Source organism: Parasulfitobacter algicola (assembly GCF_013315265.1).
Taxonomy (GTDB): Bacteria; Pseudomonadota; Alphaproteobacteria; order Rhodobacterales; family Rhodobacteraceae; genus Parasulfitobacter; species Parasulfitobacter algicola.
This window is the reverse complement of record NZ_JABUFE010000001.1, coordinates 1-20,640: the sequence shown is the minus strand read 5'-3', so window position 1 is coordinate 20,640 and position 20,640 is coordinate 1. Positions and strand designations below refer to the sequence as shown.

Genomic DNA, 20,640 nt, shown 5'->3' with positions numbered 1-20,640 from the left:
ACGGGCATTTTTCGCGAAAGCCCGTAAGGACTGATAAGCGTTTTGCAACTTAAAGCCGTTCGATTGCCAGTGCGATGCCCTGCCCACCACCGATGCACATTGTAATCAGTGCTTTTCGCCCTTGGATTCGTTCCAGTTCATACATGGCTTTGACTGTGATGATCGCGCCTGTCGCGCCAACCGGATGACCAAGCGCAATGGCGCCGCCATTCGGGTTTACCTTTGCAGGATCGAAATTCAGTTCTTTTGACACAGCCAAAGCCTGGGACGCAAAGGCTTCGTTGGATTCAATGACATCAAAATCACCAGCACTAAGACCCGTGCGCACCAATAGGTTTTGAACGGCAGGTACGGGTCCAATACCCATAACCTCAGGGCGGACACCTGCGTGCGCATAGCCCAATACGCGGAACTTCGGTGTCAGACCAGCTGCCTCAGCGGCATCGGCACGCGCCATCACAACTGCCGCGGCCCCGTCGTTGATGCCCGATGCGTTGCCCGCAGTGACGGTACCGTCTTTTTGGAATACGGGTCGCAGATCGGCCAATTGTTCAAGTGATGTGGCTTTGGGATGCTCATCCACCTTGAATTCAACTGTCTCGTGCCGCGATTTGATGCCCACGGGCACAATTTGTTCATCGAAATAACCAGCATCAATCGCTTTTGCAGCCCGGGTCTGGCTTTCCATTGCAAAGCTATCCTGTGCGTCACGCGTTATTCCATGTTCTGAGGCAACATTTTCCGCTGTCACACCCATATGTCCAGTGCCAAACGGGCAATTCAAAGCGCCAAGCATCATGTCCAAAGTCTTGATATCACCCATTTTGGCACCCCACCGCTGATCGGGAATGATAAAGGGGGATCTGCTCATGTTTTCGGCGCCACCAGCCAGCCCGAAATCAGCATCCCCAAGCATGAGGTTCTGAATAACTGAGATAATCGCCTGAACCCCTGATCCGCACAGCCGGTTCACATTCATCGCAGGTACATTGTCTGGTATTCCTGCCTGCATCGCTGCCACGCGCGACAAATACATATCCCGCGGCTCAGTATTGATCACATGTCCAAAGGCCACATGACCAATCTGATCCCCCGCGACACCGCCGCGTTCCAAAGCAGCCTTGGCCGCAACAGTGCCCAGATCAATCGGCGTCGTTTTGGCCAATGCCCCGCCAAATGTTCCAATGGCCGTTCTTGCGCCAGATAGAATGACGATATCGCTCATGATGAATCCTCCCTTTTGTTCTGTATGACAATCTGCGATCACAGGTGCAGCTATGACGTGCCGTCAGATGATATGGCTTGCCTCGAATTAAGGGCACAGGAGGTCCAAAATGTCCAAATTTATTGATCACGTCCAATCCACTTTGCGTGAAATTGATGATGCGGGGCTGTATAAGCGCGAACGTGCAATCAGTTCGCCACAAGCTGGGCACATTACAGTCGCCGGGCGCGAGATGATGAATTTATGTGCCAACAACTATCTTGGACTTGCCGATCATCCCGCGTTAATAAAAGCGGCGCAAAAGGCGCTGGATGATCAGGGATACGGTATGGCTTCGGTACGCTTTATCTGCGGTACACAGGATATGCACCGTCTGCTGGAACAAAAGCTGGCCCAGTTTTTGGGCAAGGATGACACCATTTTGTTTGCAGCCTGCTTTGATGCGAACGGGGGGCTGTTTGAACCATTGCTTGGCCCCGAGGATGCAATCATATCAGATGCGCTTAATCATGCGTCGATCATTGATGGCATCCGGCTGTGCAAGGCAAAACGATATCGCTATGCGAACTCTGATATGAATGATCTTGAGGCACAGCTGAAATCGGCCCGTGCAGATGGTGCCCGCCACATCATGATTGCTACAGACGGTGTGTTCAGCATGGATGGATATCTGGCGAAATTACCTGAAATCAAAGCATTGGCAGATCGATACGAGGCGCTTGTGATGGTGGACGATTGTCATGCGACGGGCTTTATGGGGCCACAGGGCCGCGGTATGCACGCGCATTTTGACGTCGATATTGATATTTTGACAGGCACATTGGGCAAGGCTTTGGGTGGTGCAATTGGTGGTTATATTGCAGGTCCGCAGCCCGTGATTGACTTACTGCGTCAGCGGGCCCGCCCCTATCTTTTTTCAAATTCTCTGCCGCCTGCCGTTGTTGCCGCGTCAATTGAAGCGCTGCGTCTGGTGGAAGATGGGGATGATCTGCGCAAGCAACTTTTTGACAATGCGGCCCACTGGCGCGCGGGGCTTGCCAAAGCGGGGTTTGAATTGCTGCCCGGTGAACACCCGATCATCCCGGTGATGCTGGGTGATGCGAAAGTATCCCAAGATATGGCTGCGAGATTGTTCGATCTTGGTGTCTATGTTGCCGGGTTTTTCTTTCCGGTCGTACCGCGTGGAATGGCACGTATCCGCACACAAATGAATTCTGCTTTGACACGACAGGATCTGGACACCGCATTAGCTGCATTTGAAAAAGCGGGTAAAGATGTGGGGGTGCTGGCGTGATCAATCAGATGAAGGCGCTTGTGAAATCCAAACCTGAAGCAGGGTTGTGGATGCACGACATGCCGGTGCCAGAGATCGGGCCAGATGATGTGCTGATCAAGATCAACAAGACCGGCATTTGTGGGACTGATGTGCATATTTGGAACTGGGATGACTGGGCCCAAAAAACTGTACCTGTTCCGCTGGTTACGGGGCATGAATTCGCAGGTCAGATCGCAGAGCTGGGTCGCGATGTGAAGGACTTACAACTTGGTCAGCGGGTATCCGGCGAAGGACACCTGATCGGATACAAAAGCCGACAAAGCCGATCGGGGAAATTCCATCTGGATCCTGAAACGCGCGGTATCGGGGTGAATGAACAAGGGGCATTTGCAAACTATCTGCGGCTGCCTGCGTTTAATGTTGTGCCACTGCCTGATCAGATTTCTGATGATATCGGTGCCATTCTGGACCCACTTGGAAATGCCGTGCACACAGCGCTTAGTTTTGATCTGATCGGCGAAGATGTTCTGATCACGGGGGCCGGGCCAATCGGGATCATGGCGGCGGCGGTTGCACGACATGTGGGCGCCCGACATGTGGTGATTACAGACATAAACCAAACCCGCCTTGATCTGGCGGCACAGGTCGCAGATGTCGTTGCCGTGAACGTGGCTGAACAGGATTTAGCGCAGGTGTCCCAAAGTCTTGGTATGACCGAAGGCTTTGATGTCGGGCTTGAAATGTCTGGCAATCAACGTGCTATGGATCAGATGATCGAAGCTCTTGTCATGGGTGGACGAATTGCTTTGCTGGGCATTCCACCCGGTAATAGCCCTGTGAACTGGTCACGTATCGTATTCAAAGCCATCACCATCAAAGGTGTTTATGGACGTGAAATTTTTGAAACCTGGTACAAGATGATTGCGATGCTGCAAAATGGTTTGAACGTTACTAAGGTCATCACCCACCGCTTCAAGGCGGCTGATTTTGTCCAAGGTTTCGATATCATGCGGTCAGGTCAAAGCGGCAAGGTCGTTCTGGACTGGACATAAAGGAAAGCAGTAGAATTATTCGATATGTGAAAGCATTACTTGTTTATTTAGCGAAAATGGCAGCTAAATTATTGTATATTTGAAATCTCAAATTGAGTTACGCCAAAGATGCTTTGGCGTTTATCGCAATTAAAGACGAACATGAGACGATAAAATGGATTGGGCGCGACAGTTTGATGCGTATTGCGAACGTGCAGATCTGACATTCTGGTCAGAGCCCATTAACGCCGTGACCAATATCGCTTTTTTGATTGCCGCTGCGATTGTCTGGTATCGACTGGCGGGCTTGCGTCTGCCAATTGCACGTGCCCTAGCGGTAATGCTTACCTGTTGCGGTGTTGGCTCTTTCCTCTTTCATACCTTTGCGACAGCGTGGGCTTCGACTTTGGATGTACTGCCGATTTTGGCATTCATCCTGATTTATATTTTCGCAGCTAATCGACATTATTGGAATTTGGGTCTGTGGCCTGCCATCGGCGTGACCGTACTATTTATCCCCTATGCGGCTGCGACAGTGCCGTTATTCAATATGATCCCATGGATTGCGCCATCGGCAGGTTATGCGCCGGTGCCCTTGTTGATCTTGATCTATGCTTTTTTGTTACGCCAACGGATGCCACAAACGGCGCGTGGGCTGACGGTTGGTGCGGGTATCCTGATTATGTCACTGACGTTTAGAACATTGGATGATCCGATCTGCAGCGTTTTCCCGGTTGGCACTCACTTCATGTGGCATATTTTGAACGCCACGATGCTGGCTTGGATGATTGATGTCTATAAAAAGCACATGATTGCGACCGGACGTGCCTGATCTGCTTGGCAATCCAAGGGCGGGGCGCTAAACCCGGATCAACACACACGATGGAGAGATCCCATGTCGATTGACACGGAAACAGCCCGCCGCGTGGCGAAATTGGCCCGCATTCAGGTGGAAGAAGATGCGCTGCCCGCGCTGGCGCAGGAATTCAACACTATTCTTGGCTTTATTGAGCAGTTGAACGAGGTGGATGTGGATGGGATCGAGCCGATGACCTCGGTCACGCCCATGCGGTTGAAACGGCGTGAAGACGTGGTGACCGATGGCCATCAACCTGACAAGGTTCTGGCCAACGCCCCCGACGCACGTGAGGGGTTCTTTGCCGTGCCGAAGGTGGTGGAATAATGAGCGAACTGTCGAAACTGACCATTGCTGAGGCCCGCGATAAACTGCGTGCCGGTGATGTGACCGCAGTTGAACTGACCGAGGCTTGCCTGAGTGAGATTGAGGGTGCCAAGGCCCTGAACGCCTTTGTTCATAACACGCCCGAGATTGCTTTGGATCAGGCCAAGGCGGCTGATGCACGGATCAAGGGCGGCGATGCGCCCGATATGTGCGGCATTCCCCTGGGCATCAAGGACCTGTTTTGCACCAAGGGTGTGCCGTCGCAGGCGGCCTCGGCCATTTTGGGCGGGTTCAAGCCGGAATATGAATCCACCGTCACGCAGAACCTGTTCGATGCGGGCGCGGTGATGCTGGGCAAGCTGAACATGGACGAATTCGCCATGGGGTCGTCGAACGAAACCTCGACCTACGGCGATGTGGTCAACCCCTGGCGGCGCGGGAACGAAGACACGGCCCTGACCCCCGGCGGGTCATCGGGCGGGTCGGCGGCGGCTGTGGCGGCGGACCTGTGTCTGGCGGCGACGGGCACCGACACCGGCGGATCGATCCGGCAACCGGCGGCTTTTGTCGGGATTACGGGTGTCAAACCCACCTATGGACGCTGTTCGCGCTGGGGGATTGTCGCCTTTGCCAGCTCGCTGGATCAGGCGGGGCCCATGACCAAAACCGTGCGCGATGCGGCGATCATGCTGCAGACGATGTGCGGCCATGATCCCAAGGATTCCACAAGCGCCGATCTGGCTGTGCCGGATTTTGAGGCCGCGCTGACCGGCGATATCCGTGGCAAGAAAATTGGTATCCCCAAGGAATACCGCATGGACGGTATGCCGGATGAGATTGAAAAGCTGTGGGAACAGGGCCGCGAGATGATGCGCGATGCGGGGGCCGAGATTGTCGATATCTCACTTCCGCACACCAAATACGCGCTGCCTGCTTACTATGTGATTGCCCCGGCCGAAGCATCCTCGAACCTGGCCCGCTATGACGGTGTGCGGTTCGGGCACCGGGCCAAGCTGGCGCAGGGCGATGGCATCACTGAAATGTACGAAAAAACCCGCGCCGAAGGCTTCGGGGACGAGGTCAAGCGCCGGGTCATGGTGGGCACCTATGTCCTTAGTGCGGGTTTCTATGACGCCTATTACAATCGCGCGCGCAAAGTGCGTGCATTGATCAAGCGCGATTTCGAACAGGTGTTCGATCAGGGCATCGATGCGATCCTGACGCCCGCCACGCCCTCGGCCGCCTTTGGCCTGGGTGAGATGAGCGATGCGGACCCCGTGCAAATGTACCTTAATGACGTCTTTACAGTGACCGTGAACCTGGCCGGATTGCCCGGTGTTGCCGTGCCTGCGGGCCTGGACAAGCAGGGTCTGCCGTTAGGTCTGCAGTTGATCGGTAAACCCTGGGCCGAAGATGAAATGCTGAATTTTGCATATTGTTTGGAACAATCGACAGGATTTGTGGAAAAACCGTCGAAATGGTGGTAAGTCATTAAAAAACTAAAAATGGAATGGGCAGGCATGCGACTTTTATTGATTGGATCGACACTCGGATTATTGGTGGCGTGTGGCGATACCGCACCGTCCGCAAACCGTGGCGTGGGCTTTGATGACTACGACAGCTATAGCCAACAGCAGCAACGACGAGAGGCAGCACTGAACACTAGCGTTCGCGCCTCTCTTCCACAGGATGCCACTGCGCAAGGTAATGAAGCACAAATCATAGCCGCAGAAACAACAACCGCACTTGGTGGAAATTCGGCCCAATCAAACAGCGGTATATCGCGTGAAAACGATTTTGAAGTCGTGTCGGAACGTGAAACGATCGAAAGTGATGCGGAACGTCTGGAACGCCAGCGTCAGCAGTACGCAGTCGTCAAACCCACTGCGTTACCCAGTCGGGATCAAGCAGGTGGCAGACCCAATATCGTGGAATATGCCTTGTCTGCACAGAATTCAGTTGGGCAGCAAATTTATCGCAGGGGTGGTTTGAACCGCGAAAACAGATCAATTCGTGCCTGTGCGCAATATCCATCATCTGATGTCGCACAAGAGGATTTTCTGGCCAGTGGCGGTCCGCAGCGTGATCGCAAGAATTTGGACCCGGATGGGGACGGATTTGCGTGCAGCTGGGATCCGGCACCATTCCAACGGTCTGTGCGAAACTGAAGCGTATATCGCATCCGTCACCAAATTTTGGGCCACGCCGCGGCGGGGCCCGGATCAGCCTGATCGTATTGCATTACACGGCTATGCCATCAGCGACTGAGGCTGTCGAAAGATTGTGTGATGCACAGCATGAAGTATCTGCGCATTATCTGATTGCCGAAAGCGGAACGATTTACGACATGGTCGACGATGCACACCGCGCCTGGCATGCAGGTGCCGGGTCATGGCGCGGCTGTGATGATGTCAATTCGCAATCAATCGGGATCGAATTGGCCAATGATGGGGCCAGTCCCTTTGCTGCGCCGTTGATGACAGCACTTGAAAGTCTGTTGGCACAGCTGATGCAAAAGTATGAAATTTCGCCTGTTGGGGTTATTGGTCATTCAGATATGGCGCCTGATCGCAAATCTGATCCGGGGCGTCGGTTTGACTGGCGCAGGCTTGCATTGCAAAGGTTGGCAGTATGGCCTGTGGCGAACGACCCAATCGCAATAGATGATGCCGTTTTTCAACAGAATTTACAACGTTTTGGCTATCCTGATGCATCGCTGTCAGTTTTACTGGATGCATTCAGGCAAAGATTTCGGCCCGCTGCAAATGGCGCGTTAGATGGACAGGATATGGCTATGTCTGCTGATTTGGCGCATCGTTTCGGCGTTGACCCTGCGCCCGGCACCGCTTAACTGACATTTCGCGCGGGGGGCTGGATGATCGCGGGCAGCGATGCCCGAGGAAAGTCCGGACTCCCTGAAGGAACGGTGCCGGGTAACGCCCGGCGGGGGCAACCCCAGGGAAAGCGCCACAGAAAACAGACCGCCCCGGCAGGCCCGGGGTAAGGGTGAAACGGTGGAGTAAGAGCCCACCGCGGGACGGGCAACCGGACCGGCACGGCAAGCCCCACCGGGAGCAATGCCAAATAGGAACGTCGCATGGGCCCCTTCAGCCTTGATGTTCGGGTTGGCAGCTAGAGGTGTGTTGGTAACAGCAGGCCAAGATGAATGATCATCCAAAGGTGGCAAACCTTGGACAGAATCCGGCTTACAGGCCCCCCGCGCGTAACTTTTCTGCCTAAATACGAACATAATATGATTCAACAACTAGGACGTGTTAAACGTTGGAGTTGTATGATGACCGAAGTCGAAAACATTATTCACAAAGCAATTGTTGATTCTATCGTACTTGACAGTGTTGGTGAAAATTTACCCTCTTTCGTTTTGGCACATCTCAAAGCAACGCCAGATTGTGTGAAAGTTCTAGAAAAAAACGGTCGTATCAGTTTTATGAGTGAAAATGGCATGTGCGCCATGGAAATTGATGATTTCTCACATGTCAGAAATAAAGTCTGGTGGGATCTTTGGCCAAATGAATCGCAGGATTTATTGATGAATGCTTTTCAAGGGGCATTGTCTGGCGCAACGATTGAGTTCGAAGCATGCTGCCCAACGGCAATGGGCCGCAGTCGGTGTTGGCAAGTAACCGTTAGTCCGATTCTCGATTGCGTTGGAAATGTTGAAAGTGTTTTAGCGGTTTCACGCGATATTACAGGTGTCTGCACTGAATTTAATCCTTGCGCCGGATGTAATTGCAGTTATGAGGCAGCCTAAACCACTGCACATTCCTTTCACGATATGCTAGCATTTCATTGACGCGCAGCTTTCTGCGAAGGGATATTTGACTGTATGGCTACCCAAACGCGACGCTTTATGGATTTTCGATTAAGTCTTAGCGGTATCGATTCGACATTATCTGATGCTCAGATTGAAGAAATTGAACAAGTGTTCGATGCTTCGACTGATTGTGTCAAACTGTTATCGCATGACGGAAATGTTGTTGCGATCAATGATATCGGTGTGAATTTGCTAGAACTTGATGAGCGTGACACTGTTCTTGGGCAAAAATGGTGGGCCATATGGCCAGAAAGTGCGCATGCTGCGATGCGTGACGCAGTGGGATGTGCGGTTCGTGGTGCCTCAATGCGGTTTCACGCACTGCGCGAGACGCGCAAAGGAAATGACCGCAAATGGGATGTAAGCGTGTCGCCCATATGCTCTGATGCGGGTGATGTTGTGGCTTTGATGGTTATTTCGCAGGATATTACCGCAAACCTAAGCCATACGCCCAAAAGCTAACCGAATCTAGTTGACAGCCGGGCCTTAGTCCTTAAAAGGCAGGGCTTACAAAGTTTCTGCGGCCCAATATTTGGCCCGCTTCAGGAGAGATATCATGGCGAAACCGACCACGATTAAAATCCGTCTGAACTCGACCGCGGGCACAGGGCATTTCTATGTGACCAAAAAGAACGCGCGCACGATGACTGAAAAGATGATTGTGCGTAAGTACGATCCAGTTGTTCGTAAGCATGTCGAGTATAAAGAAGGCAAAATCAAGTAAGCCTTCCTTTGAAAGATCAGGATTTTGGGCCACGCAATGCGTGGCCTTTTGCTTTTCAATGTGTTGCGTCCGTGTCACCAATTGTATGGTACGACTGGTTAGAATTGGTTCTGTAATGATCAAAGGGAAAGCTTTGCTATGAAACGTTATCTTGTTTTTATTCTACCTGTACTTGTTGCAGCGTGTTCTTCCCCAGAAGGTCAGGGTTTTGACGAATACCGTGTGCCAAGCCAGTCAATCGAAGAACAAGAACGGATTGAGCGTTTGCAAAAAACCGCCCCGCCGGAAAACGGTTCCAGAACGACAGTATAATGTTCTTTTCAGTTGGCGCACAGCGGCACGGGCCAATTCGCTGCTTAATCTGATACGTGTGCGGACTGAAAATATAAAAATTGTAACGAGTCGCATCTACTGGAAAAGCATCCGGCCAGATGACGCTTGTAAAAACAGTTTTAGATATTATTAACGAATTTTGTACATAAATTTTAGTACAAAACCCATGTATAAATTATACAAAACTGCGTTTGCAGCGCCATACGCGACCCATTGCACGTGCGCTGACTTTCGTTATCTTGCCTTTGAACAAAGGGGATTTTCGAATGAGCATTCATATTGGCGCGAAACCGGGTGAAATTGCGGAAACTGTTTTGATGCCGGGTGATCCTTTGCGGGCGAAATGGGCGGCTGAGACGTTTTTGGAAAAACCGAAATTAGTCAATGAAGTCAGGGGAATGCTGGGTTTTACAGGTACATGGCGCGGCAATTCGGTGACTATTCATGGCTCTGGTATGGGGATGCCATCGCTGTCGATTTATGCCAATGAGCTGATCAAAGATTATGGCGCACAAACGCTAATTCGCATCGGGTCGACTGGCGCGATGCAAAGCCATATCAAGCTGCGTGACGTGATCCTGGCCATGACAGCGTCAACGCTATCTACGCCCTCTAAGGGGTTGTTTAAAGAGATAAATTTTGCCCCGTGTGCGGATTGGGCCTTGCTGAAAAATGCAGCTATGGTCGCTGAAAACCGCGATGTGGCGACCCATGTGGGCGGAATTTATTCTTCTGACGTTTTCTATGATGAACGTCCCGATCTGAATGAACAGATGACGCGCCACGGTATTCTGGCCGTTGAAATGGAAGCTGCTGAGCTTTACACTCTTGCCGCCCGCTATGGTCGTCGCGCGTTGGCCGTATTAACCGTTTCAGATCATCTGCTTACAGGCGACGCATTGCCATCGGAAGATCGCCAAAGCAGCTTTGGTGACATGGTCGAAATCGCATTGGAAGCCGCGTTTGCTTAAGCATGGTTTCATTGTGAAAATTTAGAAATGCTTCGGTACTGACATTTATGTGTTTTCATTCTGATCCATGTGATTTGTCATAGTTGTTTTTAACGGGTGGACGCCAACTGTTCAGAACATTACCTTTGGATTGAAACACTGTAATCTCAAGAGGATAGCAGGGTGAGGTGTCGCTGGAATGCTCGGCTGAACAATCCCCACCCGGGCAAGCACTAAGCGCGCCAATCAGATCAATTTCGGCGAAAAATTCAAGATAGTCGCCCGAACGGACGGGACTGGCTTTCATGAAATACTGACCCGTATCGCGGGTGAACCCGGTGCACATAAAGACATTCAGGACATCATGCACATGGGTCTCGGCTTCGGTCAGTGGCAATCCAATATGGTGGGCAATGGCGCGGGTCAGGTTGGAATGGCAGCAATGATGATACTGCCTGTCCGACAGAAGATTATTTGTATAGGGATCGCAGCGGGTGCCGATAACGTCATGTACGCTGCTGCCGAATGCGTCGATCCCGTACCAATCCAGCGTATCATGGGTGATTGTCGCCATGGGCCGCAGATGCGGGAAACAGGACCACATTCGATCACCAGTGGTCAGATGTGTTCCATGCAAAGCTCTTGTTTTTCCTGAATAAAATCGTTCATTCAGATCAGTGGCGCTCCATAAATTCAGATCCCCAACTTGTGGTCCTTCTATTGATGTGATGCGAAAGAAATGGCCAGCGGGTACTTGGAACGTTTGCGCCTCTCGCGGGGGTACGATGACCTGATCGATCTGCTGCATACTCTCGCGAGCCGCGTGATATAGATCCATATCTGGCTGCGGCAAACTATCTGTAGGATAGCAAATGACCGGCTCAACTGAACGCCGCGCATCGGCATCATGGGGTGGTTTTGTCATCAGGCTACACGTCCAACTTGTCGCCCAGTAAAGATGCAACCGCCCAAGAATGTTCCTTCAAGCGCGTTATAACCGTGGTATCCACCACCGCCAAAGCCCGAAACCTCGCCTGCTGCGAATAACCCGTCAAAGTTCGATCCATCGGGCCGTAAGACCTGACCATTCACATCTGTGTGCAGCCCACCCAGAGATTTACGTGTCAGGATATTCAGCCGCACGGCAATCAGCGGGCCGTTCTTCGGGTCCAAAATACGGTGGGGTTTGGCTGTGCGGATCAGCTTGTCACCCAGATAATTCCGGGCCCCACGGATCGCAGTAACCTGAGCATCTTTTGAGAATTTGTTAGTGATCTGAGCATCGCGTGCTTCAATCTGATAACGCAGATGATCCAGTGATAATGGTACTTGAGGGGTCAATTCATTCATACCATCGACCAGCGTTTCCAGATTATCTGCAACAACGAAATCTTCACCATGTGTCTTGAACGCCTCAACGGCTGCCGTCGCTCCTTTGCCAAGCCGTGAACGCAGAACCTCGATCCATTTTCCGGAGGTCAGATCAGGGTTTTGTTCCGATCCCGACAAGGCAAATTCTTTCTCGATGATCTTTTGGGTTAGTATAAACCAGCTGTGTTCGTGGCCTGTCTGCGTAATCCGTTTTAACGTGGACAAGGTGTCGAAGCCGGGCAAGCAAGGGGCCTGCATCCGTTCGCCGTTTGCATCAAACCACATGGATGAAGGGCCGGGCAGGATGCGAATACCGTGGTTGGGCCAGATCGGATCCCAGTTCTGCAATCCTTCGGTATAATGCCACATGCGGTCTGCGTTGATAACAGCTGCACCAGTCGCCTCGGCCACACGTTGCATCTGACCATCTACATAATCAGGCACACCAGCGACCATTTTGATTGGTGCGGGCCCAAGGCGATCAGTGGGCCAATATTGCCGGACCATATCGTGATTGCCGCCAATACCACCGGTTGCCACCACTATGCTTTCACCGCTGTAATTAAAATCATCAACCACATTGCGGTTTGTGCTTTCGCCGCGCAGCTTATCGGTATTGGTTAGAATATCACCAGCAACACCTGTGACCTTGCCGTTTTCGATTTTTAGTTCGGTTACGCGATGGCGAAAAGCAAAGGACAGTTTTCCTGCATCTGCCGCCGCATAGGCACGATTGGCAAAAGGTTTCACAACCCCGGTGCCTGTACCCCAAGTGACATGAAAGCGCGGGATCGAATTGCCGTGACCATGGGCCATCGCACCCCCGCGTTCGGCCCAACCCACAACCGGAAACCAACGCAGGCCGATATCATAAAGCCAGCTACGCATCTCACCGGACGCGAAATCAAGATAGGCCTCTGCGCAAGCACGTGGATTGGCATCCTCGGCGCGATCAAACTGTGCTGAACCCATCCAATCACTATGGGCCAAATCGCGGCTGTCCTTGATGCCCATGCGGCGTTGTTCAGGGGTGTTGATCATGAAAAGCCCACCCAATGACCACCAGGCCTGGCCACCAAGGGATTGTTCGCCTTCCTGATCCAACAGTAGGACAGATCGCCCACGCTGCGTAGCCTCATGCGCTGCAACAAGGCCCGAAAGACCGCCCCCGATTATGATGACATCTGCGGATGCATTTTGTGTCATAAAGCTCTTCCCTAATTTTGATCAGCTTATAGGGACGCATGGCAAATGATAAAGAGGTGTGACGTAAAAAAGCCCCGGAGTTCATCCGGGGCCTGGCGCGTTTTCAGTTTTCTTTTTGCGTGGTTTCCACAACTTTTGCTGGTTTGGATTTACGCCCGAACCATCCACCGCTTTCGCCGGTTTTCGGTGGCCCGTACCAGTCTTCGTTGCGCGTGGCGAACATAGTGCCTGCCAGTGCGACAAAGGATAGTGTGGCGCCAGCCAAAAGCGCGTAATCTGCACTGCGTAAAATCAGATAAAGCACGGAATAAAGAACGATCAACATACCACTAAGGACATAGGTTCGATTGCCCAATCGCAAGGCGACAAAACCGAACATTGTCAGCAGTCCGATTGTTGCTGCACTGGCCAATCCATAGGCAAGCCCAAAGCCGATCTGTTCGGCAAAAGAGACCATCAGCAATACAAAGATCGATTGCGCCAGACCGATCAGAATGTACTGCACCGGGTGTGTGGGTTTGCCTGTGCGCCCTTCGATCAGAAGAACAGTTAGAAAAGTCAGGGCGATAAACAAGATGCCATAACGGGCCGCACGATACGCCTTTTGATAGAAATCATTGGGCTGGAAATAGCGCACGCCAAAAGCTTCAGATTGGGCGGTACTGGCATAATTGCTACGCGACACTTGGGGCAGGCTGCGGGCCAGATGTGGGATTGTCCAATTCGCAGAAAAGCCTGTTTCACTGATCTCAGACCCATCCGGAAGAAAAGCACCGGTGAAGCTCGGATGTGGCCAATCGCTGGTCATTGCGATTTGGTTTGTACGTCCAACCGGGGCGATCAACAATCGGTTCGCGCCGTTAAACCCAAGTGCCAGGCTGAAATCGTTTAGTTGCCGTGGATCACCAATATTGGCGACAATACCCCCGGATGAATTATTGGAGCGTGCAAGGGGTTCAAGTGGAACAGGCTTGCCATCCACAAGCAGTTCGGCTTTGCCACGCAGTGCGCGGTTCGATGAAACGGAAAGCTTCAGATAAGCTTGATCCCACAGAATAACCTCGCCCTCTTCCAGGCGCAGTGACCCGGTCGGTATTTCAAAGGCGAATGCCATATCCATATCGGCCCGATAGACGGGTACGTTAAAGATACCGCGTCGCCGTTCTTCGCTGGTTGTATTTAATGTGACATCAAAGGTTTCAGGATAGACAAAAATTGAATTCTTGCGTCCTTGTTCCGTAACTTCGTAAACCTCAGTCCGGACGCGGTTCGTTTCGGGGTCAACAATTTCACGCTGTTCGTTGCGTTTAACGGGGCCTTCGACCGGAATCACAAGTTGTGGGCCATTGATCGTTTGGGCGCCGCCCCATTCGCTTTCAATGCTATTTACCGTCGATCTGGAATAATCTGAGCGCGAGTCGATGATCGAGCCTACGAAAAACAGTGGGATAAACATCAAAAGGGCTAAAACCCCGACAATAAAAAATCTAAATCCTGCAGACCACTTCATATCTTATACCTTCTTGCCCAAATGAAAATTGCACGGCTACTATGGTAGTGGGCCGTGCAATCATCTGGGTCAAGATGTGCAGATTATTCGCAGATCAAATGGTGCGCTCAACCATCATTTTTTTGATTTCAGCAATCGCCTTTGCTGGGTTCAGCCCCTTGGGGCAGGTCTTGGCGCAATTCATGATCGTATGACAGCGATACAGTTTGAAGGGATCTTCTAGATCATCCAAGCGTTCACCCGTCGCTTCATCACGGCTGTCAATGATCCAACGGTACGCATGCAACAGTGCCGCTGGCCCGAGGTATCGATCACCGTTCCACCAATAGCTGGGGCAGGATGTTGAACAACACGCGCACATGACGCATTCATAAAGCCCATCCAGTTTCTTACGATCATCAATGGATTGCTTCCATTCCTTGGCGGGACGGTTTGTTTTGGTTTCCAGCCAAGGCATCGTGCTGGCGTGTTGTGCATAGAAATGAGTCAGATCAGGGATCAGATCTTTGACCACTGGCATATGTGGCAGGGGATAGATTTTCACATCGCCCTTGATTTCATCCATGCCATAGATACAGGCCAGCGTGTTGATCCCGTCAATATTCATCGCGCAAGACCCGCAGATCCCTTCGCGGCACGATCGACGAAAGGTCAGCGTCGGATCGATTTCATTCTTGATTTTGATCAGGGCGTCCAGAACCATGGGGCCACAGGTATCCATATCGACAAAGTAGGTATCAACCCTGGGATTTTCGCCATCATCCGGATTCCAGCGATAAACGCTGAATTTGCGGATATTCGTCCCTTCGGGCTTCGGCCAGGTCTTCCCGGTCTTGATCCGACTGTTTTTAGGAAGCGTTAGCTGTACCATTTTACTCTCCGGTTATTCTTGCGGCATTTATCAAGCTGCTTTGGAAAATCTGATATCATCTCTTTTCAACAGTAGAAACCGCGGCATTGTCGCATTTTTTATTTATATTTTTTCTGAAACAACTTCTTTCATTATATTTAACATGACTTGGGCTCTGGTATCGAAAGTGTGATGTTGTCGAATATGATTTGCCAGCTCAAGACGCATTTTCTGCTTTTGTTGTGACTTATCTTGAGCATCTTGCAAGCTTTGCCTGAAGCTTTTTAGGTCTTCATAAAGATATAATCCCGATTTTATGTCATCTGGAATGCTGTCCATTTTTTCAGTTACGATCGCGGTTCCACAAGCCAAGACATCATATATCCTATTTGATACTAAACCAGTCTCAAGCATGTCATCTGTATGATCATTTATAACAACATTGGCAGAGGCGTAGTGATGACCAAGTTCACTGTTTTCGATCATCTCTCCCTTATGTATATCTTTTTCAAGCCGTCCGTGCCAATCACGACCCCATACTGTAAGATTGGCATTGCAATCCAAAGCCATTTGAACAACTGGCCGTTCGGCGTAAGATCGGCGATTACCAACAAAAAGAACGTCAGTCGCCAACTCTGTGCGCCGCCTGTCCGGAGAGAAAATATGTGCGTCCGTGCATTGTGGAACAAAGGTAACTGGAAGACCGCGCTTTGACCATTTATTCGCTAAAAACTCAGAAGCGACAAAAATATGGCTGGCTTGTTTTAATTCGACATCGGTTAGAGATGAAGATTGTGAAATAACCCATATGAAGAAGGGCTTGCCCCTAATTGGCTTATAGGCAAGTTTGCCACGCAGTACAAAGTCGGCCTCGTTGCGGGCTAGATGGCGCTTTAAACCTTCAAAATATTGATATTTTTTCTTCTTATGTTGAAACATGTATTTTGTTTGGATGCCAAGTCTTTCGAAGGCTTTGCCAAGAGAATTACCAAAATACCAATCGCCCCATGCCTTGTTGGGTGTAGGAGGCGGGCAAGGAAGAAGAATACAGATTGATTTCAAGTGTTTACACTGCTTAATAAACTGAAAATCTAGGGTTAAGAGCTTGAATATTCTTACACATTTAGGATATCAAGAAATCTAAAGTTGATTGCCAGATCATAGTAGGTAAATTGAACATGCTTATCTAGATCTAAGTATTAAAGGCAAAGCATTCTCAGCCGCACATTCAATGGTTCGCGGACGCAGAGCTATCTCAACAACCAAATTGGTGGTCTTCTGATCAATTCCAGTCACGCTTGCACTGGCGATCTGTATGATTTCGCTGCCAGATGCATTATCGATGATGCAATCTGTCACTGGCGCAACATTTGCGCCGGGAAACTGGCGATCAACCACTCTGTTTACGACATCCTTAGCTTGCTGTCGGGCAATTTGATCGCCAATGCCATCGGGTTCGCAGGCTGTCAGAAACAGGCTGGCGACAACTGCAATCAGAACTGGAAAACGCATTAATACACCCGTGCTTTTGGCGCGATTTTCTTTGGATCAATCCCGCCATCGTTGTGGCTGGTCAGTGGGTTCAGGTGCACACCGCGGAAGCCAAGGCTTGCTTCGTTTCCTTCGAACCAGATCAACGAATGCTTGCGCCAGTTTTCATCATCACGATCCGGATAATCTTCGTGGGCATGGGCACCACGGCTTTCCTTACGGGCTTCAGCCGCGACAATTGTCGCCACCGCGTTTGGCATCAGGTTGGCCAGTTCCAATGTTTCCATCAGGTCAGAGTTCCAAATAAGCGACCGGTCTGTGACGGCAAGATCGCTCATTTTGCCTGCGACGCCTTCCATTTTTTTAACGCCTTCGGCCAATGTCTTATCGGTGCGGAAAACGGCTGCATCGGCCTGCATGGTTTTCTGCATCTCAAGGCGCAATTCAGCGGTACCGACCTGGCCCGACGCATGACGCAGACCATCAAAGCGGGACAGGGCCGCCTCAATAGATCGTTTGTTGGGTGTGGGGACAGCCGTTAATGGATCGACCACTTCGGCAGCCCGGATCGCTGCCGCACGCCCAAAGACAACCAAATCGATCAAAGAGTTTGACCCAAGACGGTTCGCACCATGCACTGAAGCACAGCCTGCTTCACCAACGGCCATCAGACCGGGTGCAACATTATCGGGCTTGTCTTTTGTTGGGGCCAAAACCTCTCCCCAGTAATTCGTCGGGATACCACCCATATTATAGTGGACTGTTGGCAAAACTGGGATTGGTTCTTTGGTCAGGTCAACGCCTGCAAAAATACGCGCGCTTTCGGAAATGCCGGGCAGACGTTCGGCTAAAGTTTCCGGTGGAAGATGGTTTAGGTGCAGATGGATATGATCGTTATCGTCGCCCACACCGCGGCCTTCGCGGATTTCCATCGTCATGCAGCGGCTGACGACATCGCGGCTGGCCAGATCTTTGTAGGTGGGCGCATACCGTTCCATAAAGCGTTCGCCTTCGGAATTGGTCAGATATCCACCTTCGCCGCGTGCGCCTTCGGTGATCAGACAGCCTGCACCATAGATACCGGTGGGGTGGAACTGAACGAACTCCATGTCTTGCAGCGGCAAACCCGCGCGGGCCACCATGCCGCCACCATCACCCGTGCACGTATGGGCCGAGGTCGCGCTGAAATAGGCGCGGCCATAGCCACCAGTGGCCAGAACAACCATTTTCGCGGAAAACAGATGCAAAGTGCCGTCATCCAGTTTCCAGGCCAGAACACCCTGACATTCACCGTCTTCGCCCATGATCAGATCAATGGCGAAATATTCAATATAGAATTCGGCGTTGTTTTTCAGCGATTGGCCGTAAAGCGTATGCAGGATCGCGTGACCGGTCCGGTCGGCCGCGGCACAGGTGCGTTGCACGGGGGGACCTTCGCCAAATTCGGTCGTGTGTCCACCGAAGGGGCGTTGATAAATCTTGCCCTCTTCGGTCCTGCTGAAGGGCACCCCGTAGTGCTCCAACTCATAAACCGCCTTGGGCGCTTCGCGCGCCAGATATTCCATCGCATCGGTATCGCCCAACCAGTCAGAGCCTTTGACCGTGTCATACATGTGCCACTGCCAATGATCCGGCCCCATATTGGACAGGGAAGCCGCGATGCCACCTTGGGCCGCAACCGTATGCGAACGGGTGGGGAAGACCTTGGTCACACATGCTGTACGCAGACCCTGTTCGGCCATTCCCAGTGTCGCGCGAAGGCCCGCGCCGCCCGCGCCAACCACCACAACATCATATTCATGTGTTTCGTAATCGTAGGCTGCCATAATAAAAGTTGCTCCGATACGTTATTAAAGCGCGATGCGCGCTATTGCGAAAAGACCAGTGCCTGCGGCACCATAGCTAAGGCAGATCGTTGCAATGATCAGAACCTTGCGCAGTGTTCCATGGACATAGTCTTCGATCAGGACTTGGACACCATTTTTGAAGTGCATGAAGCCAACGATCAATGTCAGGGCCGCAACAATCGCCGGAAAAGGCCGGCCAAAGTAAGCGATTACATTATCATGCGGTTGGCCCAGCATCGGACCAAATGTGAAAACGAAAAGCGGCACAAGGATCAAAAGCGCGCTTGAGCTGACCATCATGCTCCAATGGTGCTGAGTGCCCTCTTTTGCTGATCCCATGCCTTGGGCGCGTTTGCGGTCTGTCAGAAAAGCCATGTCGATGCCCCTTTATATCACTAATATCGTGATAAGCGTCAGCACAAGCGAGCCGCCGATCATTATATAGCCCATCTTATAGGCGCTGTCCAAATCCAGACCATACCCCATGTCCCAGATCAGATGACGCACACCGCCAAGCGTATGATACCATAATGCCCAGACCGATCCGACCATGATCAGATCGCCAAACCATGATGTCAGAACCGCGTCGGCTGTGGCAAAATATTCAGGGCTGGTTGCGGCAGCCAGAAACCACCAAACAATCAACAGTGATCCAACGAGCAGTGCGTTGCCGGTCACCCGTACAAAGATAGACGTCATAGATGTCATCTGCGGGCGGTATATCGTCAGATGCGGCGAAAGTGGGCGATTGCCCCGGTTCACATCGGCCATGTCAGTTCCCATATTTTTGCGCGGCTGTCGCGACTTGTCTATCTTGATAGCGATTTTTTACGCGGTGTCACGTACCCCCGGCGTATTCAGGCGCGGTTTGTTGGCGCATTTACGCTGTTTTTCATATTTGTGATCACGCCATTTGAGCGCGTGATCACGTTTTTTGATAGTTTTCACTTGTGTATGGGTGCTTCAATCAGACAGGTTGTTACCATACTTGTAACAGGAGGACGTAAAATGGGACTTTGGAATTTTGTGAAAAGCGCTGGTAAGTCTTTGATTGGAAAAGATGATGCGCCAGAAGAAGTAACGCAGGCGGCCTTGGTTAAAGAAGTGGGCGATCTTGGGTTCAAGACCGACGGGCTAGATATTTCGGTTGATGGTGACAAAGTCAAAATCTCGGGCGACGGCATTGATCAGGAAACAAAAGAAAAGATCATTCTGGCTGTTGGCAACGTCGAAGGTGTTGCCGAGGTTGAAGAAGACATTTCCGGAAATGACCCTGTTTTTCATACAGTTGAAAAGGGTGACACGCTTTGGGGTATCGCTCAAAAAACACTTGGTGATGGAAATCGCCACAATGAAATCTTTGAAGCAAACAAACCGATGCTGTCGCATCCTGACAAGATCTATCCTGGCCAGGTGTTGCGTATTCCGACTTGAGAATAGATATATAAAATTCGCCGTGCGGTGAGAGTTAATCTGCCGCGCGGTGAGTGTGAGGCCCGCGCCCAAAGTCTGTATGGTGAATTTTTATAATTTTCACAAAACCGGGGTTCCAGCCTGGTTCTGTACTGAATCCTGCGCTGTAAATACGCACTATAAGGCAAGGTGTAAGTGAGAATTAACACTTATGAACGCAGCGTTTGCGAAAGATGGCGGAATGACACCAGAAGCAAATCTTTTCGGATAGCTGTCGTTTGTGTGTGGGTGCAGCGAAGGTGTAACAGGAGCCGATTTTGTTCTCTAATCCGTCAATGTCTGTTTTCCAAAATTCCTGTTTGTCGATGTCTGAGGTTACCTTTGTTCTCTTCGAA

General features: G+C 51.2%; 23 protein-coding genes and 1 other RNA gene. 14 read left to right on the top strand and 10 right to left on the bottom strand.

Annotated features, from left to right (window positions below; translation table 11 throughout):
- Positions 1-49: 49 nt before the first annotated feature.
- Entirely contained in the window at positions 50-1,225 is a 1,176-nt protein-coding gene (locus tag HRQ87_RS00120) for an acetyl-CoA C-acyltransferase family protein (RefSeq protein WP_174134329.1), read from the bottom strand.
- 109 nt (positions 1,226-1,334) lie between these two features.
- Here HRQ87_RS00120 and HRQ87_RS00115 point away from each other — a divergent pair, with 109 nt between their 5' ends.
- From HRQ87_RS00115 to deoD, 13 genes are all read left to right on the top strand, one after another.
- The gene (locus tag HRQ87_RS00115; protein WP_174134328.1) at positions 1,335-2,519 is read left to right on the top strand and encodes a glycine C-acetyltransferase; all 1,185 of its coding nucleotides are present in this window, start codon (positions 1,335-1,337) and stop codon (positions 2,517-2,519) included.
- Complete coding sequence (gene tdh, locus HRQ87_RS00110) at positions 2,516-3,553, top strand: L-threonine 3-dehydrogenase (protein WP_343035106.1); 1,038 nt, start codon at positions 2,516-2,518, stop codon at positions 3,551-3,553. The genes HRQ87_RS00115 and tdh overlap by 4 nt, the downstream gene beginning before the upstream one ends.
- A gap of 154 nt (positions 3,554-3,707) precedes the next feature.
- On the top strand, positions 3,708-4,364 hold the full coding sequence (locus HRQ87_RS00105) for a ceramidase domain-containing protein (RefSeq protein WP_174134327.1): 657 nt from the start codon (positions 3,708-3,710) through the stop codon (positions 4,362-4,364).
- Positions 4,365-4,427: 63 nt separating this feature from the next.
- Positions 4,428-4,715 carry an Asp-tRNA(Asn)/Glu-tRNA(Gln) amidotransferase subunit GatC gene (gatC, locus tag HRQ87_RS00100; protein WP_174134326.1) on the top strand — a complete coding sequence of 96 codons (288 nt, stop codon included), beginning with the start codon at positions 4,428-4,430 and terminating at the stop codon, positions 4,713-4,715.
- Positions 4,715-6,202, top strand: coding sequence for an Asp-tRNA(Asn)/Glu-tRNA(Gln) amidotransferase subunit GatA (gene gatA / locus HRQ87_RS00095; protein ID WP_174134325.1), 1,488 nt, complete (start codon positions 4,715-4,717; stop codon positions 6,200-6,202). The genes gatC and gatA overlap by 1 nt, the downstream gene beginning before the upstream one ends.
- 33 nt (positions 6,203-6,235) lie before the next feature.
- A complete protein-coding gene (locus HRQ87_RS00090) occupies positions 6,236-6,883 on the top strand; it encodes a hypothetical protein (RefSeq protein WP_174134324.1) in 648 nt (215 codons plus the stop codon).
- Complete coding sequence (locus tag HRQ87_RS00085; protein WP_174135312.1) at positions 6,844-7,566, top strand: N-acetylmuramoyl-L-alanine amidase; 723 nt, start codon at positions 6,844-6,846, stop codon at positions 7,564-7,566. Before HRQ87_RS00090 ends, HRQ87_RS00085 begins: the two co-directional genes overlap by 40 nt.
- A 12-nt stretch (positions 7,567-7,578) precedes the next feature.
- Positions 7,579-7,940, top strand: an RNA gene (gene rnpB / locus HRQ87_RS00080) — RNase P RNA component class A.
- Between the two features lie 70 nt (positions 7,941-8,010).
- Positions 8,011-8,487, top strand: a complete 477-nt coding sequence (locus HRQ87_RS00075) for a PAS domain-containing protein (RefSeq protein ID WP_174134323.1) — start codon at positions 8,011-8,013, stop codon at positions 8,485-8,487.
- A gap of 75 nt (positions 8,488-8,562) precedes the next feature.
- Positions 8,563-9,012, top strand: a complete 450-nt coding sequence (locus HRQ87_RS00070; protein WP_174134322.1) for a PAS domain-containing protein — start codon at positions 8,563-8,565, stop codon at positions 9,010-9,012.
- A gap of 94 nt (positions 9,013-9,106) precedes the next feature.
- Complete coding sequence (gene rpmG, locus HRQ87_RS00065; protein ID WP_068355258.1) at positions 9,107-9,274, top strand: 50S ribosomal protein L33; 168 nt, start codon at positions 9,107-9,109, stop codon at positions 9,272-9,274.
- A 138-nt stretch (positions 9,275-9,412) separates the two neighbouring features.
- On the top strand, positions 9,413-9,586 hold the full coding sequence (locus HRQ87_RS00060) for a hypothetical protein (protein WP_174134321.1): 174 nt from the start codon (positions 9,413-9,415) through the stop codon (positions 9,584-9,586).
- Between the two features lie 287 nt (positions 9,587-9,873).
- A complete protein-coding gene (gene deoD / locus HRQ87_RS00055) occupies positions 9,874-10,578 on the top strand; it encodes a purine-nucleoside phosphorylase (protein WP_174134320.1) in 705 nt (234 codons plus the stop codon).
- 55 nt (positions 10,579-10,633) lie between these two features.
- On the opposite strand, the gene HRQ87_RS00050 is transcribed toward deoD, so the two are convergent.
- The 9 genes from HRQ87_RS00050 to sdhC all read right to left on the bottom strand — a co-directional run bounded on the left by HRQ87_RS00050 (position 10,634) and on the right by sdhC (position 19,603).
- Entirely contained in the window at positions 10,634-11,482 is an 849-nt protein-coding gene (locus HRQ87_RS00050) for an urea carboxylase-associated family protein (RefSeq protein WP_174134319.1), read from the bottom strand.
- Positions 11,482-13,134 (bottom strand): FAD-binding dehydrogenase, encoded by a 1,653-nt coding sequence (locus tag HRQ87_RS00045; RefSeq protein ID WP_174134318.1) that lies wholly within the window; start codon positions 13,132-13,134, stop codon positions 11,482-11,484. Before HRQ87_RS00045 ends, HRQ87_RS00050 begins: the two co-directional genes overlap by 1 nt.
- A gap of 103 nt (positions 13,135-13,237) precedes the next feature.
- Complete coding sequence (gene creD / locus HRQ87_RS00040; RefSeq protein ID WP_174134317.1) at positions 13,238-14,644, bottom strand: cell envelope integrity protein CreD; 1,407 nt, start codon at positions 14,642-14,644, stop codon at positions 13,238-13,240.
- A gap of 94 nt (positions 14,645-14,738) precedes the next feature.
- The gene (locus HRQ87_RS00035) at positions 14,739-15,515 is read right to left on the bottom strand and encodes a succinate dehydrogenase iron-sulfur subunit (protein ID WP_174134316.1); all 777 of its coding nucleotides are present in this window, start codon (positions 15,513-15,515) and stop codon (positions 14,739-14,741) included.
- Positions 15,516-15,617: 102 nt separating this feature from the next.
- The gene (locus HRQ87_RS00030) at positions 15,618-16,556 is read right to left on the bottom strand and encodes a glycosyltransferase family protein (RefSeq protein WP_174134315.1); all 939 of its coding nucleotides are present in this window, start codon (positions 16,554-16,556) and stop codon (positions 15,618-15,620) included.
- 120 nt (positions 16,557-16,676) lie between these two features.
- Entirely contained in the window at positions 16,677-17,006 is a 330-nt protein-coding gene (locus HRQ87_RS00025; RefSeq protein ID WP_174134314.1) for a succinate dehydrogenase, read from the bottom strand.
- A complete protein-coding gene (gene sdhA / locus HRQ87_RS00020; protein ID WP_174134313.1) occupies positions 17,006-18,811 on the bottom strand; it encodes a succinate dehydrogenase flavoprotein subunit in 1,806 nt (601 codons plus the stop codon). The genes HRQ87_RS00025 and sdhA overlap by 1 nt, the downstream gene beginning before the upstream one ends.
- A gap of 24 nt (positions 18,812-18,835) precedes the next feature.
- Positions 18,836-19,207, bottom strand: a complete 372-nt coding sequence (gene sdhD / locus HRQ87_RS00015; RefSeq protein ID WP_174134312.1) for a succinate dehydrogenase, hydrophobic membrane anchor protein — start codon at positions 19,205-19,207, stop codon at positions 18,836-18,838.
- Positions 19,208-19,219: 12 nt separating this feature from the next.
- Positions 19,220-19,603: a succinate dehydrogenase, cytochrome b556 subunit gene (sdhC, locus tag HRQ87_RS00010; protein ID WP_174134311.1), complete on the bottom strand. Its 384-nt coding sequence runs from the start codon at positions 19,601-19,603 to the stop codon at positions 19,220-19,222.
- A 237-nt stretch (positions 19,604-19,840) separates the two neighbouring features.
- Between sdhC and lysM the strand changes: the two genes are divergently transcribed.
- The gene (lysM, locus tag HRQ87_RS00005; RefSeq protein ID WP_174134310.1) at positions 19,841-20,266 is read left to right on the top strand and encodes a peptidoglycan-binding protein LysM; all 426 of its coding nucleotides are present in this window, start codon (positions 19,841-19,843) and stop codon (positions 20,264-20,266) included.
- Positions 20,267-20,640: the final 374 nt, after the last annotated feature.

Excerpts from the sequence above, each read along its gene's own strand:
- rpmG (WP_068355258.1), top strand. The coding sequence starts at position 9,107 with ATGGCGAAACCGACCACGATTAAAATCCGTCTGAACTCGACCGCGGGC.
- sdhC (WP_174134311.1), bottom strand. The coding sequence starts at position 19,603 with ATGGCCGATGTGAACCGGGGCAATCGCCCACTTTCGCCGCATCTGACG.
- HRQ87_RS00035 (WP_174134316.1), bottom strand. The coding sequence starts at position 15,515 with ATGGTACAGCTAACGCTTCCTAAAAACAGTCGGATCAAGACCGGGAAG.
- gatC (WP_174134326.1), top strand. The coding sequence starts at position 4,428 with ATGTCGATTGACACGGAAACAGCCCGCCGCGTGGCGAAATTGGCCCGC.
- sdhD (WP_174134312.1), bottom strand. The coding sequence starts at position 19,207 with ATGGCTTTTCTGACAGACCGCAAACGCGCCCAAGGCATGGGATCAGCA.
- gatA (WP_174134325.1), top strand. The coding sequence starts at position 4,715 with ATGAGCGAACTGTCGAAACTGACCATTGCTGAGGCCCGCGATAAACTG.
- creD (WP_174134317.1), bottom strand. The coding sequence starts at position 14,644 with ATGAAGTGGTCTGCAGGATTTAGATTTTTTATTGTCGGGGTTTTAGCC.
- HRQ87_RS00050 (WP_174134319.1), bottom strand. The coding sequence starts at position 11,482 with ATGACAAAACCACCCCATGATGCCGATGCGCGGCGTTCAGTTGAGCCG.
- HRQ87_RS00025 (WP_174134314.1), bottom strand. The coding sequence starts at position 17,006 with ATGCGTTTTCCAGTTCTGATTGCAGTTGTCGCCAGCCTGTTTCTGACA.
- HRQ87_RS00090 (WP_174134324.1), top strand. The coding sequence starts at position 6,236 with ATGCGACTTTTATTGATTGGATCGACACTCGGATTATTGGTGGCGTGT.
- sdhA (WP_174134313.1), bottom strand. The coding sequence starts at position 18,811 with ATGGCAGCCTACGATTACGAAACACATGAATATGATGTTGTGGTGGTT.
- HRQ87_RS00120 (WP_174134329.1), bottom strand. The coding sequence starts at position 1,225 with ATGAGCGATATCGTCATTCTATCTGGCGCAAGAACGGCCATTGGAACA.
- HRQ87_RS00075 (WP_174134323.1), top strand. The coding sequence starts at position 8,011 with ATGACCGAAGTCGAAAACATTATTCACAAAGCAATTGTTGATTCTATC.
- HRQ87_RS00115 (WP_174134328.1), top strand. The coding sequence starts at position 1,335 with ATGTCCAAATTTATTGATCACGTCCAATCCACTTTGCGTGAAATTGAT.
- HRQ87_RS00070 (WP_174134322.1), top strand. The coding sequence starts at position 8,563 with ATGGCTACCCAAACGCGACGCTTTATGGATTTTCGATTAAGTCTTAGC.
- deoD (WP_174134320.1), top strand. The coding sequence starts at position 9,874 with ATGAGCATTCATATTGGCGCGAAACCGGGTGAAATTGCGGAAACTGTT.
- HRQ87_RS00060 (WP_174134321.1), top strand. The coding sequence starts at position 9,413 with ATGAAACGTTATCTTGTTTTTATTCTACCTGTACTTGTTGCAGCGTGT.
- HRQ87_RS00105 (WP_174134327.1), top strand. The coding sequence starts at position 3,708 with ATGGATTGGGCGCGACAGTTTGATGCGTATTGCGAACGTGCAGATCTG.
- HRQ87_RS00045 (WP_174134318.1), bottom strand. The coding sequence starts at position 13,134 with ATGACACAAAATGCATCCGCAGATGTCATCATAATCGGGGGCGGTCTT.
- lysM (WP_174134310.1), top strand. The coding sequence starts at position 19,841 with ATGGGACTTTGGAATTTTGTGAAAAGCGCTGGTAAGTCTTTGATTGGA.